At 48.3% G+C, this 14,649-nt stretch carries 18 protein-coding genes; all 18 read right to left on the reverse strand.

Features of this window, described 5'->3' with window-relative positions:
- Positions 1-31: 31 nt before the first annotated feature.
- A complete protein-coding gene (atpG, locus tag F9B85_RS04090; RefSeq protein WP_151618802.1) occupies positions 32-910 on the reverse strand; it encodes an ATP synthase F1 subunit gamma in 879 nt (292 codons plus the stop codon).
- Between the two features lie 74 nt (positions 911-984).
- Positions 985-2,493: a F0F1 ATP synthase subunit alpha gene (gene atpA / locus F9B85_RS04095; protein ID WP_151618804.1), complete on the reverse strand. Its 1,509-nt coding sequence runs from the start codon at positions 2,491-2,493 to the stop codon at positions 985-987.
- A 168-nt stretch (positions 2,494-2,661) separates the two neighbouring features.
- The gene (locus tag F9B85_RS04100; protein ID WP_151618806.1) at positions 2,662-3,216 is read right to left on the reverse strand and encodes a F0F1 ATP synthase subunit delta; all 555 of its coding nucleotides are present in this window, start codon (positions 3,214-3,216) and stop codon (positions 2,662-2,664) included.
- Positions 3,210-3,710 (reverse strand): F0F1 ATP synthase subunit B, encoded by a 501-nt coding sequence (gene atpF / locus F9B85_RS04105; RefSeq protein ID WP_243138055.1) that lies wholly within the window; start codon positions 3,708-3,710, stop codon positions 3,210-3,212. The genes F9B85_RS04100 and atpF overlap by 7 nt, the downstream gene beginning before the upstream one ends.
- A gap of 106 nt (positions 3,711-3,816) precedes the next feature.
- Complete coding sequence (gene atpE / locus F9B85_RS04110; protein ID WP_151618808.1) at positions 3,817-4,053, reverse strand: F0F1 ATP synthase subunit C; 237 nt, start codon at positions 4,051-4,053, stop codon at positions 3,817-3,819.
- Positions 4,054-4,122: 69 nt separating this feature from the next.
- Complete coding sequence (gene atpB / locus F9B85_RS04115) at positions 4,123-4,851, reverse strand: F0F1 ATP synthase subunit A (protein WP_243138056.1); 729 nt, start codon at positions 4,849-4,851, stop codon at positions 4,123-4,125.
- Positions 4,848-5,261, reverse strand: a complete 414-nt coding sequence (locus F9B85_RS04120) for an ATP synthase subunit I (RefSeq protein WP_151618810.1) — start codon at positions 5,259-5,261, stop codon at positions 4,848-4,850. The genes atpB and F9B85_RS04120 overlap by 4 nt, the downstream gene beginning before the upstream one ends.
- Before the next feature lie 18 nt (positions 5,262-5,279).
- Complete coding sequence (locus tag F9B85_RS04125) at positions 5,280-5,558, reverse strand: AtpZ/AtpI family protein (RefSeq protein WP_243138057.1); 279 nt, start codon at positions 5,556-5,558, stop codon at positions 5,280-5,282.
- A 401-nt stretch (positions 5,559-5,959) separates the two neighbouring features.
- On the reverse strand, positions 5,960-7,117 hold the full coding sequence (wecB, locus tag F9B85_RS04130) for a non-hydrolyzing UDP-N-acetylglucosamine 2-epimerase (protein WP_151618814.1): 1,158 nt from the start codon (positions 7,115-7,117) through the stop codon (positions 5,960-5,962).
- A gap of 196 nt (positions 7,118-7,313) precedes the next feature.
- A complete protein-coding gene (locus F9B85_RS04135; protein ID WP_151618816.1) occupies positions 7,314-7,787 on the reverse strand; it encodes a deoxycytidylate deaminase in 474 nt (157 codons plus the stop codon).
- A gap of 70 nt (positions 7,788-7,857) precedes the next feature.
- Entirely contained in the window at positions 7,858-8,487 is a 630-nt protein-coding gene (gene upp, locus F9B85_RS04140) for a uracil phosphoribosyltransferase (protein WP_151618818.1), read from the reverse strand.
- A 292-nt stretch (positions 8,488-8,779) separates the two neighbouring features.
- Positions 8,780-10,021 carry a serine hydroxymethyltransferase gene (locus F9B85_RS04145; protein ID WP_151618820.1) on the reverse strand — a complete coding sequence of 414 codons (1,242 nt, stop codon included), beginning with the start codon at positions 10,019-10,021 and terminating at the stop codon, positions 8,780-8,782.
- A 73-nt stretch (positions 10,022-10,094) separates the two neighbouring features.
- The gene (locus F9B85_RS04150) at positions 10,095-10,637 is read right to left on the reverse strand and encodes a TIGR01440 family protein (protein ID WP_243138058.1); all 543 of its coding nucleotides are present in this window, start codon (positions 10,635-10,637) and stop codon (positions 10,095-10,097) included.
- Positions 10,638-10,699: 62 nt separating this feature from the next.
- Positions 10,700-11,176: a ribose 5-phosphate isomerase B gene (rpiB, locus tag F9B85_RS04155; protein ID WP_151618822.1), complete on the reverse strand. Its 477-nt coding sequence runs from the start codon at positions 11,174-11,176 to the stop codon at positions 10,700-10,702.
- A gap of 228 nt (positions 11,177-11,404) precedes the next feature.
- Positions 11,405-11,884, reverse strand: a complete 480-nt coding sequence (locus F9B85_RS04160) for a low molecular weight protein arginine phosphatase (protein WP_151618824.1) — start codon at positions 11,882-11,884, stop codon at positions 11,405-11,407.
- Between the two features lie 68 nt (positions 11,885-11,952).
- The gene (locus F9B85_RS04165; protein WP_151618826.1) at positions 11,953-12,555 is read right to left on the reverse strand and encodes a manganese efflux pump MntP; all 603 of its coding nucleotides are present in this window, start codon (positions 12,553-12,555) and stop codon (positions 11,953-11,955) included.
- A 49-nt stretch (positions 12,556-12,604) separates the two neighbouring features.
- Positions 12,605-13,636, reverse strand: a complete 1,032-nt coding sequence (locus F9B85_RS04170; RefSeq protein ID WP_151618828.1) for an L-threonylcarbamoyladenylate synthase — start codon at positions 13,634-13,636, stop codon at positions 12,605-12,607.
- A 50-nt stretch (positions 13,637-13,686) separates the two neighbouring features.
- Positions 13,687-14,649: a peptide chain release factor N(5)-glutamine methyltransferase gene (prmC, locus tag F9B85_RS04175; RefSeq protein ID WP_151618830.1), complete on the reverse strand. Its 963-nt coding sequence runs from the start codon at positions 14,647-14,649 to the stop codon at positions 13,687-13,689.

Below are 14,649 nucleotides of genomic sequence, written 5' to 3' on the forward strand. Positions count from 1 at the left end.
TTTTTGCTTCTATGCGATTTTCCTCTTATTCCTAACCGAGTGCCGCGGCACCACCAACAACTTCGGAGATCTCCTTAGTAATGGCGGCCTGACGTGCACGGTTGTAGGAGAGGGTCAGTTTATCAATCATTTCTTTGGCGTTGTCTGTTGCAGAGCCCATAGCTGTCATCCGTGCGCCTTGCTCAGAAGCTTTGGCTTCGAGAAGAGCTCGGTAGATCTGGTTCTCTACATACTTGGGAAGCAGTTCGTTTAGGACAGCCTCCATGCCGGGTTCGAATTCGTACAAAGGAGCTGGGTCAGTTTTGCTATCCTGAACTTGTTGCCCTTTGTCTTCACTCTTTTCAGCCGGAATGGGTAGCAGTTGCATCGATGTTGGACGCTGGGTTAATGCAGAGACAAACTCGTTGAAGACGAGATGAACTTCGTCAAAGACGCCTTCTTCGTAGATTTTCATGATGTCGCCAGCAATTTCTTTGGCTGTTCCGTAGCTAATATCTTCACCAAGACCGACATAGTCTTGTTCTATCTTCTGGCCTGTTCGACGGAAGAAGTCTCGACCTTTCCGTCCGATACAGATCAAGGAGATATCGTCGCGACCTTTGACTTGACCGTTCACTTTCCTGATCACGTTGGCGTTATAACCGCCACAGAGTCCTCTGTCTGCTGTGATGACAACGTAGCCAATATGTTTGACTTCGCGAGTCTCCAGGAGCGGATGGTTGGCGTCTTGTGCCGCTTCGACGAGGCGAGAAAGCACACCCTGAATGCGGTTGGCATAGGGCCGTGCCTGGCTGACCTTGTCCTGGGCACGACGGAGCTTGGCGGCCGCAACCATTTTCATGGCCTTGGTAATTTGTTGCGTATTCTTGATAGACCGAATGCGGCGCTTAATATCGCGCATACCGGACATATACTTTCACCTCGCTCTCGCAATTCTCAGAGAAGGACTTCCGGATCCTCGGCCTTATGATTAGGTCAAGAAGATTAAGCTACAAAAGTTTTCTTGAACTCGTTGATAGCGTCTGTAATCTTCTTAGTGAGGTCGTCGTTCAGTGCCTTCTTCGTACGAATTTCTTCGAGAATAGAGGCTTTAGCAGAGCGCATATAGCTCATGAAGCCTTCTTCAAACTTGAGTACGTCAGCCACTTCGATGTCATCTAAGAAGCCGTTAACGGCGGCATAGATAACAACTACTTGCTCTTCAACAACTAGCGGCTGGTACTGTGCTTGCTTAAGGATCTCAACCATGCGCTGACCGCGGTTGAGGCGAGCTTGTGTAGCCTTGTCCAGATCGGAGCCGAACTGAGCAAAGGCGGCTAATTCACGATACTGAGCTAAGTCAAGACGTAGACGTCCTGCTACTTGCTTCATCGCTTTAATTTGGGCGGAGCCACCAACCCGTGATACGGAGAGACCGACGTTAACAGCAGGACGGATACCGGAGTAGAAAAGGTCTGACTCCAAGAAGATCTGTCCGTCTGTAATGGAGATAACGTTCGTTGGAATGTACGCAGAAACGTCACCAGCCTGGGTCTCAATAATGGGCAGAGCAGTTAATGAACCTGCGCCCAATTCGTCGTTCAACTTAGCGGCACGCTCTAAGAGGCGAGAATGCAAGTAGAAGACGTCACCAGGATAGGCTTCACGGCCGGGAGGACGACGAAGCAAGAGGGAAAGCTCACGGTATGCAACGGCCTGTTTGGACAGGTCATCGTAAATTACCAGGGCGTGACGTCCGTTGTATAGGAAGTATTCACCCATGGCACAACCGGAGTATGGTGCAATGTAGAGAAGTGGTGCAGGCTCGGAAGCTGTTGCACTGACGACGATGGTGTAGTCCATAGCGCCGTTTTCTTCTAAGGTTTTAACTACGCCTGCAACGGTAGAAGCTTTCTGACCGATAGCAACGTAGATACAAATAACGTCTTGACCTTTTTGGTTCAAGATGGTGTCGATGGCCACAGCTGTTTTACCAGTCTGACGGTCACCGATGATTAATTCCCGCTGGCCACGTCCAATGGGAACCATGGAGTCAATAGCTTTTAAGCCTGTCTGCAATGGTTCGTGAACGGACTTTCTGGCGATAACGCCAGGTGCTGGGGATTCAATAGGACGGAATTGCTTAGCGTTAATTGGGCCTTTTCCGTCTAAGGGTTGTCCCAATGGGTTGACTACGCGACCGATCATCTCGTCGCCAACTGGAACTTCCACAATGCGACCTGTTCTCTTAACAGTGTCGCCTTCTTTAATCTCGGTAAAGGGACCGAGAATAACGCATCCGATGTTGTCTTCTTCGAGGTTAAGGACCATGCCGTAGACCTGGCCAGGAAACTCGAGAAGTTCACCAGCCATGGCTTTTTCTAGACCATAGACCCGGGCGATACCGTCACCGACCTGGATGACCGTACCTGTGTCGGCGGCCTCCAGTGGCTTTTCATAACGCTCGATCTGTTGCTTGATGATGGCACTGATCTCTTCTGGACGTAGACTCATGGACGGTTAATTCACCCCTATCCTCCAATGAGTATTTCACGATATGAGTCATATAAGGCCATGGAAGCTGTGAGAAACTTCTATGCCTTCGGTTCTTACATTAGATAGCACTTTACTTCTGAAGCTATGGATAAACAACTTAGGCTTACAAGCTTCAAGTAGTCTTGACTAGACAGTCAATGGTGCTTTCAGCAGAGCTTCGCGCATTCCTTGAAGCTTACCAACGACGGAGCCGTCAATTACACGGTCGCCGATGGTGATTACGATGCCGCCAATAAGAGCTGGGTCAACTTTCTGCTTCAAGATAATTGTTTTGCCTGTAAGGCGAGCAATCTCCTTAGTCAGTTTCTTAACTTGCTCTTGTGATAGCTCAATGGCGCTTGTAACTTGCGCTTCTAAAAGGTTGCGGGCCTGGTTAGCCAGGCGAACGAATTCTCTGTAGATGTCTTTCAGGTAGTTTTCACGGCGTCGCTCTATTACGAGTAAGATGAAGGAGCGAGCCACTTGTGAATAGCCATCTTTGGTTAAAATGGCGTCCACCAATTCTTTTTTGGCTTCTACCACAATAGATGGGTGGTAGAGGTGTTGCTGTAATTCGCGGTTGTCGTCAAGTAGGACAACAAAGCGACCTAGTTCATTTTCCAATTGATCAAGGGAGTTGGTCTGCGTACCTATCTCCAATAAAGCCTGGGCATAACGACGGGATACTGCTCCTGTTAACATGGCAGTCTCCCCACTTCTTTGATCGCTTCGTCAACCAGTTTTTTCTGAGTGGAAGGATCAATGTTTTTCTCAATCGCTTTTTGTGCGGCCAGGATGGAGATGTTTACAGTGTATGTGCGCAACTCGTCGATTGCTTTTTCTTTCTCCCTTTCGATCTCGGCACGAGCTCGGTCACGCAGGTTGTCCGCTTCTTGCCGAGCCGCAGTGACAATCTCCTGGGCTTTTTCTTCTGCAATTTTAGTTGCATTGGCCATGATATCGTGTGCTTCTTTACGAACACGGGTCTGTTCTGTTACGTATTCTTCACGTAACTTGCTTGCTTCTACAAGTTCTCTTTCGGCTTTGTCGAAGTCAGACTGGATCTTGGCTCGTCTTTCGTCGATAGCTTTGATCAGGGGACCAAAAGCATACTTGTGAAGCAGGCCAACGAGCAGCAAGAAGCTGATAACCATAGCTAAGATAGAACCAAATTTGATGCCTAATGCCTCTAGCAACGCGTAACCTCCTTTATGGAGCCGTTATGGGTTCGCTCCTGCTTCGCTACGCTCATGATTGAGTGAAATTAAAAATCTCGGTAATAAGGATCTGTAAAGCTGTCGATTAGGCAGAGCCTACGCCGTAGAGCAAGAAGGCGATAACGACTGCGATAATGGGAAGGGCTTCAACCAGACCAACGGAAATGAACATGGTTGTTTGTAGAGGACCACGTGCTTGTGGTTGGCGAGCGATACCTTCAACCGTTTTGGATGTGACCAATCCAACCCCGAGAGCTGCACCTAGAGCAGCAAAACCTGTGGCAAGACCAGCACCTAAAAGAGCATAAGCTTGAACGTCCACTGATAGATTCTCCTTTCACTTTTCCCCTGTAAGTTATAGATTTTTTTATGGTTCAACGCTTCTGAACAATTAGTGGTCAGATGCATTGACGGCTTGGGAAACGTACACAATCGTTAAGATTGTGAATACGAAGGCCTGGATAGCTCCAATAAAGAGTGAGAAGCCAAGCCAGATTACGTGGGGGATAAATCCACCCAGGACAAAGATTAAACCGAATGGGATAAATTTGAGCAAGGTGCCCATGAGAATTGATTTGGCATAAATGTTTCCGTAAAGACGGAAAGCCAGCGTCACCGGTTTGGTAACTAGCTCGATGAGGTGTAAAGGCAAGAAGAGCCAGTGCGGCGATGTGAAGTGGGCAAAGTAGTGCATGCCGTTATACCGGACGCCCCAGATCTGAACGAGTACGATCGTCAGTAAGGCTAGAGCTAAGGTGGTGTTCAAATCACCAGTAGGTGAAGCCATGTTCTCCTTGGTAATAATTCCACCAAGTCCAAAGGTAAAGTTAGGGAACAGACCAATCGTGTTGCTGAAGAAGATAAAGAGGAGCAAGGTTAGGATATAGGTAAGCAAGGCTCCCATCTTCTTATAGTCGGCATTTTCAGCGATCAGGTTCTTGATGTATTCGAGAACCATTTCGAAGGCTACGACCAGTCGACTTGGTACGCCCGAGGTTGCTCCTCGACCGACACTAAAACCAACGGCGATGAGGATGGCCATGGTGATCCAGGTTGCAACTAATGTGTCTGCCCAGAACTCCATACCCATAAAATGCCATACTTCTCTTTCGTATGTCATTGTTGTTCCATTGTCCCCCCTTTCGCTTCGTTATTCTCAATGGTCGAATCTCTTGCTTGCAAAACACCTACGATGACAGTCATCACTGTAGGCATCAGCAGTCCAAGACCCGTAGCCAAAATATGGAACTTTTCGGGGGCTCTGGCGGCAATCAGTAAAGCTCCTATGGCCAGCACCATTTTTACGAGAAAGCCGCTGAGTATGTTTTGGACTGTTTGTTCAGTTCCTTTGGCTTCTGCGCGTCGTTCTCGTATGTAGGTAATCCAAGTTGCTATACTGCTGAGAAACCATCCCAAGGCAAATCCAGCCGGGATGGCCGGTCTATCTATGAAGGGCACGAATACCAAGCAAACCCCCACCCCCAGAAGGTTCAGGTAGACGAGCCGTGCCAGCATTTGACGAAGTTCCATTGCTTTTCCCTTTCGAAGTTATCGGTCCTGAGGACTCTCTGGAGGGACTTCTTCTTCCGTTTCTTCTCGGAAAAAAGTGCTAACGAGGTAATAGACACCGAAAAACCCGCTGACTACACCCAGGATTACTCCGATGAGCATAAGCCACGGGTCCGTTCCCAATTTGCTGTCACCATAACGGCCTACAGCAAATCCAAGATAGACTGCCACTGCGAATTCAGCTCCAATAGAGGAGCCTATTCCAATCGCTTTAAGGACCTGACGCGGTCTGTTGTTGGGACCTTCTTTGTCCCGCAAGAGCCCTTCCCCCTTATAAAAGATGGGTGGCTTTTGTAGCATTCCCTGTAAAATTCGCCGTCATTCCGTAATTCTACCATTTTTTCGCTACTTAAGCAAAGAAAAGCGTGCAAGCGTAATAAATTATTTGTTAGAAAGGCTTTTACGGTGATGATGTATTGAAAATGTTTATTAAAAAATGCTTGAAGGTCTGCTTGCTGATATGAACTTGTGCATCAAAAATACAATTATATTTCAATAGTTGTTGCGATATAAGTCGAAAAGTAAGTCTGGTAGATAGCATGATTGTAGAAATTAGGAAGTATGGTTTCGCATCTTAGAATGCCAACATAGGTTATTCGAGGTAAAGTTAAAAAATCCTTTTTGAATTTGTAAAAAATTCTTTTTGAGTTTTTTACTTTTTATACAAGTCCGTATTCATCTGGTAGTTGATCGCTTTGACGGAAGTGGTAGAGAATGGCCTGGGCTATTCTCTGAGAGGCTTTGCCGTCTCCGTAGGGGTTTACAGCGTTGGCCATAGCTTTATAAGCTTCAGGGTTCTTGAGAAGCGTTAAGGTTTCGTTAGTAATTATGGTGGCACTAGTTCCTACTAACTTTACGGTGCCAGCTCGAACTGCTTCTGGTCTTTCGGTGGTGTCTCGTAAGACGAGGACAGGCTTGCCTAGTGAAGGTGCTTCTTCTTGCATACCGCCTGAGTCAGTAAGGATGATGGTAGCTTGATTCATGAGGTTGACAAAAGGTTCGTAGTCCATTGGTTCAATAAGTTGCACTCTAGGGTGTTGTCCTAGTTCTTCTTCTACGACGCGACGGACGGCAGGGTTTTTGTGGACAGGGAAAATAATGAATGCCTGCGGTCTTTGAGCCAAGACTTCTCGCAGAGCTTGGTATACTTGACGCATTGGTTCGCCAAGGTTTTCACGGCGATGAGTCGTCACGAGTAGAATTTCTTTTTCTTTTTGGACTATTTGTTGGAGATTGGGATCGGCAAATGTATAGTCTGGACGCACTGTGGCTAAAAGGGCATCGATAACGGTGTTGCCGGTTACATAGATTGCTTCAGGATCTACTGCTTCGTCAAGTAGGTTTTCTCTCGATGTTCCTGTAGGAGCAAAATGCATGTCCGATAGTGAGCCCGTTAGTTTGCGGTTCATTTCTTCTGGGAAGGGCGAGTACTTGTTATGAGTTCGCAATCCTGCTTCTACGTGGCCCACAGCGATTTGCTGGTAGTAGGAAGCTAATGAAGCGATAAAGGTGGTTGTGGTGTCGCCGTGAACGAGCACAATATCGGGCTTTTCTTGCTCTAAAATGGGCTTGAGTCCTAGCAGTGCTTTAGCGGTGATATCGTAAAGCGTCTGCTCTGGTGCCATGATGTTAAGGTCGTAATCTGGTTGAATATCAAAAAGGCCAAGTACTTGGTCAAGCATTTCTCGGTGTTGAGCTGTTACGGCTACTTTCGAGATGATTTGTTCTGTTCGTTCTAGTTCTTTGACGACAGGGGCCATTTTGATAGCTTCGGGGCGCGTGCCGAAGATGGATAGGACTTTGATCGGTTTGGGCACGATTTAGTACCTCCCGTTCACTGTTCGATAATTGATTGCCTGGGGTTCGCTCTTTTCGCTTCCTACGCACGGACTGTTCCCACGCCGTTACCGCCAGCAAAGCTGGCGACGGCTGAGGTCGCCAAGTCCTCGCTCCGAAAGCGAAAAGCTCGAACCCTAGAAACTACTTTGGTTGTTCCTGCTTTTTTGGGGGATCTTATTCTCCCCAGCGTACTAGTTCTACACCGGCTTCTTCTAGCATGGTGCGGGCTAGGTCGTCGGGGTAGTCTCCTTGGTAGACGATGCGGTGGATTTGGGCGTTGATGATCATGCGGGCGCAGAGGACGCAGGGTTGGGTGGTGCTGTAGAGAGTGCCTCCTTGAATAGGTACGCCGTAGGCGGCGGCTTGCAAGAGGGCGTTTTGTTCGGCGTGGACGGCTCGACAGAGTTCATGCCGTTCTCCGGAGGGGATGTTTCGTTGGTTGCGGAGACAGCCGATTTCTTGGCAGTGCGGTAGTTTTCTTGGTGCTCCGTTGTAGCCGGTGGCTAGGATACGCTGTTCTTTGGTGATGATAGCTCCAACTTGGCGGCGTTGACAGGTCGATCTGGTTGCCACGAGGGCTGTAATGGCCATGAAGTATTCGTCCCAGGTGGGGCGTTCTGTTTTTTCTTGAATCTTTTCTGATGCCATTCCTATCTTCCTTGCCAATTAAGTTAGTTACCTTAGTTACCTTAGTTTGAATAAGTCTGAATTAGGTTTTCTATTTGGTGCCGAAGAAACGGTCGCCAGCGTCGCCGAGGCCTGGGATGATGTAGGCGTGATCATTAAGTCCTTCGTCGAGGGCGGCGGTAAAGATTTCTACGTCGGGGTGATCTTTTTGGATGCGGGCGACGCCTTCGGGGGCGGCGACGAGGACGACTAGCTTGATTTGTCTAGCCCCTTTGTTTTTGAGTACACTGAGAGCGGCTGACGCTGAGCCACCTGTTGCTAGCATGGGGTCAACGACGAGTATTTCGCGGTCTGCTACGTCTTGGGGCAGTTTGCTAAAGTACTCGACGGGCTCTAGTGTGTCAGGGTCACGGTAAATGCCAATATGGCCTATTTTGGCGGCGGGGATTAGTTTTACAAAACCGCTGATCATGCCAAGACCGGCTCGAAGGATGGCGACTACGCCTAGCTTCTTGCCGGCCAGGATGTTGGTTTTGGCGATGGCGACGGGGGTTTCTATTTCCACTTCTTTAAGGGGTAGGTGGCGGGTCACTTCATAGGCCATAAGCATGGCCACTTCTTCCACTAGTTCGCGAAACTCTTTGGCACCTCTGTCTTTTTGACGGATCAGGCTGAGTTTGTGTTGAATCAGGGGGTGGTCCATGATTGTTAGTTTGGCCATCGTTAATACACCTGCCAAGTAAAATATTGTCTATTTTTTTGCTTAAGTTTTTTGCTTAAGTTACTTTGTACAGGGGGTAGACTTTTTAATTCCTCCGAAGGGACTGGTCCCACGCCGTTTTCGACAGCAAGCTGTCGACGGCTGAGGTCCCAAGTCCTCTCTCCGGAAGTTAAAAAGTCTACCCCTAGGTACTTTTTTTTTGCTAATTGGCCTTTGCTTTTGTTATTACAACTGCTAGCAGATATTTCTAGCAGATAGCTTACTTATTCTATGATCTTATCCCGAATTCTATTTATTGGTAAAGGGGGAATTTTTCACATAATTCGTCGACAATAGCTTGAGCTTTTTGTTGAGATGCTTCGGCGCTGTCGCTGAGGCAGTAGTCGATGGCTTCGGCGATTTTGGCCATGGCGGCTTCGTCCATGCCACGAGTAGTGGCGGCTGGTGTGCCGATGCGGATGCCGCTAGTGACGAAGGGGCTTTGGGGGTCAAAGGGGATGGAGTTTTTGTTTACTGTGATACCGGCGGCGTCGAGGCGGTGTTCTGCTTCTTTGCCAGTTAGTTCTTTGTTGCGGAGGTCTAGAAGCATAAGGTGGTTGTCAGTGCCACCAGAAACTAGGTTGAAGCCTCTTGCAGTGAGGTTCTGAGCTAGGATGGCGGCGTTTTTGACGATTTGTTGTTGGTAAGTTTTGAAGGATGGGTCCATTGCTTCTTTGAAGGCAACTGCTTTGGCGGCGATAACGTGCATGAGAGGGCCGCCTTGAAGGCCTGGGAAGATGGCTTTGTCGATTTTGGCTTTCCATTCTTCTTTGCAGAGGATAAGTCCGCCACGAGGTCCACGGAGGGTTTTGTGGGTTGTGGTGGTGACGAAGTCAGCGTAGGGAATGGGGTTAGGATGGAGTCCGGCGGCGACGAGGCCTGCGATGTGGGCCATATCAACCATGAAGAGAGCTCCTACTTCGTCGGCGATGGCTCTAAAGCGGGCAAAATCAAGAGTTCTAGGGTAGGCGCTAGCTCCGGCAACGATAAGTTTAGGTTGGCTTTCACGAGCGAGACGTGCTACTTCATCGTAGTCGATCATACCTGTATGTTCTTCTACGCCGTAAGAGACAAAGTTGTAGTATTTACCGGAGAGGTTTACTGGCGAGCCGTGTGTGAGGTGTCCACCGTGAGCAAGGTTCATGCCGAGGACGGTGTCGCCTGGGTTGAGACAGGCAAAGTAAACGCCTAGGTTGGCGTTAGCGCCGGAGTGTGGTTGAACGTTAGCGTGGTCAGCACCGAAGAGGGCTTTGGCTCTTTCGATGGCCATAGCTTCTACTTCGTCAACAAATTCACAGCCACCGTAGTAGCGCTTGCCAGGGTAGCCTTCAGCGTATTTGTTAGTTAGTACTGTGCCTGTCGCTTCCATAACAGCAGGGCTGACAAAGTTTTCAGAGGCGATTAGTTCAATGTTTTTCTTCTGACGATTTTCTTCCCGTTCAATAGCGGCGGCTACTTCGGGATCGATCTTGTTAAGGTGTTGCCATTGGCTCATGGGTGGTTGCACCGTTCCTTTCGTTCGTTCAACGACTTTTGTGTCTTATTTTTTTACTGGGGACAGGGTGTTTTCAGTCATAGCAAGCACGATGGCCGCCGATTAGTTTAGGTCTTGTGCGGGCGGCGGTAAGTCGGGCGTTGCCGATTTGGCGGATTGATAGTCTGACGGGTACGGCCACTGCTTTGAGGTGCATGCCGATGAGAGTTTCGCCAATGTCTAGAGCGGCGTGGGCTTGGATAGTTTCTATGACTGTTGGGTCAGCGTAGTGCTCTATGGCCTGAGCGGCTAGCGCTCCACCGGCGGCGGCAATAGGTCTGACTGCAACTTCTTCTAAGAAGGGGTAAGTTTGTAAGAGGGCTCGTTCTACGACGAGGGCTCTGTTGAGGTGTTCACAACACTGAACGGCCAGGTAGATCTGGTTGTGGTAGGTTGCTTCTAGAAGGGGTCTTATTATAGCTTGTGCGATTTCTTGGGAGCCTGATGTGCCGATAGTAGATCCGCGCACTTCGGAGGTACTACAGCCAACGACGAGGATCTGGCCTGCTCTCATCTTGGCTAGATGGATCAATTCTTCCACAGCCCATTTTACTTGTGAAGCTATGGTTTGTTCCAAAAGTCTCCCATCCTTTTTTATCTTAGCTTATTATGACTAAGCATCTTTTGCTTGAGCTTGCTTTAGCAGGAGCAACCGCTTTTGCCGATTTTATTCAGTTTATCCACTCTGCGGGCATGACGTTCCCCTGCAAATTCTGTAGTGAAAAAGGCATTGACGATGTCGATGGCTAAGCCTGGTCCTGTTACTCTTTCTCCAAGGGCTAGGATGTTGGCGTCGTTGTGTTCACGAGCCATGCGGGCGGAGAAGGTTTCGTGGCAAAGGGCGCATCGGATGCCCTGAACTTTGTTAGCGGCGATGGAGATGCCTATGCCGGTGCCACAAACAACGATGCCGTACTGGTATTCTCCCTGGGCTACGCCACGAGCTACAGCTTCTCCGAAGTCGGGATAATCTACTGATGCTTCGCTGTAAGTGCCTAGGTCTATGATCTCAGCTTGTCCTAGTTTGGCATCTGCTTCTTTTTGTGCTTGAAAAAAGGCCAAAATCTCTTTTTTTAAGCGGAAGCCACCGTGGTCGCTTCCGATGGCGATTTTCACTGTTTTTCACTCTCCTGTGTTGCGTCTGCATGATGTCATTTTACAAAATATGACGTAAAACTACAAAGTTTTTCCTAAACAAGATTCTATTCTACAGAAGTTATCGTTTCCCTTTTCTATTTTTCACATTTGTGTAAAAGAAAAAAACATCGCTTTTCATTAAAGGCGATGTTAATAGTCAAAAGCTAATAGGGAAAGGCAGATATTAAAAATGTTGAGTTATTCCTCTTAGGCTGGTAACTTGTTGAGTGCGGTGATGATGATGGCGCGAAGTTCTTTGGAGCATTCGTAGTAAACTTGTTCGTCTTGACCGAAGGGGTCTACGACGTCTCCTTGGTCACCGCTGTATTCTTTGAAGGTAAAAATCTTGTTTTTCGTTACTTCGTCGGAGGCCATTTCTAGTAGGAGATGTTTTTGGTTTTCTGTCATAGTTAAGACAAGGTCTGCTTTGTGAAGTTGTTCTTCTGTGATAGATGTGGCCTTGTGGTTTTCGATGTTCAAGCCTTGATTAAGCATTACTTGTCGGGCTTGTAGTGAAGCGGGGCTGTTGTTCCAGGCAAAAGTTCCTGCTGAGAGAACTTTTATTGTTTCACTTTTTCCCTTTTCTTCGAGCAAGGTGCTTGCGATGGCTTGTGCCATCGGACTGCGGCAGGTGTTGCCGGTGCAGACAAATAAAAGAGTGAATTGTCCTTGCGACTGGGTAGACATGACAAATCCCCTCCTTATTTCGTTACGTATTATAGCTTACGGTGTGAGCTTTTATTTTATTTGTAAGCTTACCATAGTAAAAGCTTAATACCGATGCCGATTAAAATCAAGCCACCAACTACTTGGGCGTGTACGCCTAGTGTTGGTCCGACTCTTCGTCCGATAAAGCAACCGATGATGGTCATGATGGCGGCGACGATGCCAAAGGTTAAAATGGTTGTGACTAGTTCAGCGCCGACAGTACCTAGGGAAAAGCCTACTGTCAGGGCGTCCATGCTAACGCCGGCGGCGAGGATGACGAGGGTGTAGAAGGATGGACTAAAGTGAGTTGTCATAGGATCTGGCCTGAGGCCACCGGCTGTTGCTTGCCCATGGCCACCAAGGCCAATTGTAGGCCCTGCTTCTTTGAACCAGGCTTCGTAGAGAATTTTGCCACCTAAGAAAAAGAGTATTAGGGCACCGATGATGACAGCTAGTTGCCCGATGACGGCACCGAGAGCGCCACCGGCGATTAGTCCCACCCAAGGCATGATGACATGGAAGATGCCAATAATTGCACCTAAAATGTAGATGTCACGACGACGAATACCTTCAATGCCAATGCCAATGGCAACAGAGAAGGCATCAGCACCTAAGCCTATAGCCAGAATCACAAGGGTCCCTATATCCATGGAGAACCTCCTGTTTTATCTGCCGATTTCACCTTCTTAGAGCTAGCGTTTATTCCCAGGTGCGACCTCCAGCGGCTTTGCTCAATCGATTCATAAGGGCTAAGCCGAGGCCTTTTGACGGGTATGTTTCGGCAATAATTAGGTCTACTTCTGTTTCGTCGAAGGCCCGTAAGCTGTCAAAAAGGCCCGCGGCAATCTGCTTTAAGTTTTCCCGTGAACCTGCTACTTGAACCACAAAATTAGCTTCATTTTCTATCCTATTGTAGCTTTCTTGAGTTATGAGAAGGCCAATATTTCTTGCTTTGCTTTTATTTGCTTTTTGAAGTTTATGAAGCTCTTCAAGCTGTTCTTCCCAGCTTCCGCTGAGTAAGTATAAGGGGGCTTGGGGGGCATAGTGTGTGTATTTCATGCCTGGAGAGCGAGGTCTTTGTAGGTTTTGGTTAGCATCGCTAAATGGGTCTGCTGATTCCCCTAAAGCTTCTGATAGCATTTCAAGGGTGATGCCACCTGGTCGTAGGATGACTGGTTTCGCTCCTGTTACATCGACAACGGTGGATTCGATACCTACGTCACAGGGTCCACCGTCGATGATGGCGGCGATTTTGCCGTCTAGGTCTTGGCTGACATGTGCCGCTTTGGTGGGGCTTGGTTTGCCTGAGCGGTTAGCTGAGGGGGCGGCTAGTGGTATTCCAGCCGCTTTGATAAGTTGAAGTGCAATAGGATGATCGGGCATACGTAGGGCAACGGTGTCAAGGCCTGCTGTTACTTCTGCTGGTACATCTGGTGCCGCTGGTAGTACTAGCGTTAATGGGCCAGGCCAGAATTTTTGGGCTAGTAGTTGGGCTAGTGGTGGAAATTCGGTAGTTAGTAAAGACAGGTCTTCTAGTTGGGCTATGTGGATGATAAGGGGGTTGTCGGAGGGTCGTCCCTTGGCTTGAAATATCTTGGCTACAGCTTGGCTGTCTAGGGCATTAGCTCCTAAGCCGTAGACGGTTTCTGTGGGGAAGGCGACTAGTTCTCCCTGACGAAGTAGTTGGGCAGGTTCTTCTAGTTGATGGGGTTGTAGGATTTTTGTTTTCATCTGTGATCATCCTTTGGAGGGTTTAGCAGAGACGCAGATTGCGCAAAGTTTTAACAGTTCTGGGGTTGTAATGCTGTGACTATGCGGTCGTGGTTTTGGTAGTCTTGGTGAATTTGAATGTTGGTGAAACCGGATTGTTGGAGGAGTTTTTTGATGGCTTGGCCCTGGTTGTAGCCGATTTCTAGGGCCATGAGGCCTTCAGGGTGAAGTAGTTGGGCCCCTTGGGGGATTAGTCGGCGGTAGAGGTCGAGGCCGTCGATGCCGCCATCAAGGGCTCTATGTGGTTCGTGGTGGGCTACTTCTTTTTGTAGTGTGCCGATGATTTCACTTTCAATGTAGGGCGGGTTGGAAACGATGACGTTGAATTTATGGTTTAGGCTCTTCTTGGCTAAAAACGGCTCAAGTAGGTCGCCTTGAGTAAATTCAATAGTATCTTGCAGGCCTAGATTTTTGGCGTTTTCTTGAGCTACAGCGAGCGCTTCTGGGGAGATGTCGATGGCATGGTAAGCGCTATGGCTTTGGCTTTGGCTTTCGTTTTGGCTTTCGTTTTGGCTTTCCCTTGCCCTTTCTTTTTCTTTTACACTTTTTTTCATGGCTAGAGCTATGGAGACAATGATCGCACCTGAGCCTGTGCCTACGTCTATCACTTTGAAGTTTTTTTGACTTTTTTGCAGGTATTTGAGGACGATTTGGACTAGTTCTTCTGTTTCTGGTCTAGGGATGAGGACAGCTGGTGTTACTTGAAAGGTGTGGTCACAAAACTCTTGCTTCCCTGTAATGTATTGCAGGGGCCAGCCTGCTTGTCTTTTCTGGATATAATCTTGCCAGGCTTGCTCTTTTTCTTCCGGAAAAGGGTCGCGGAGTCGGGCTAAGAGGCCTGTACGGTTTGTTTTTAGGAGATCTGCTAGGAGAAGTTCTGCTTCGAGGCGGGCGCTTTCTATGCCTTTTTGCGTAAAAGAAAAAGCCGCCGCCTGCAGTTTTTCCCCTACAGTCGCCGACTTATTGTTTTCCAT

It is taken from the genome of Heliorestis acidaminivorans (genome assembly GCF_008933955.1).
Classification (GTDB): domain Bacteria; phylum Bacillota; class Desulfitobacteriia; order Heliobacteriales; family Heliobacteriaceae; genus Heliorestis; species Heliorestis acidaminivorans.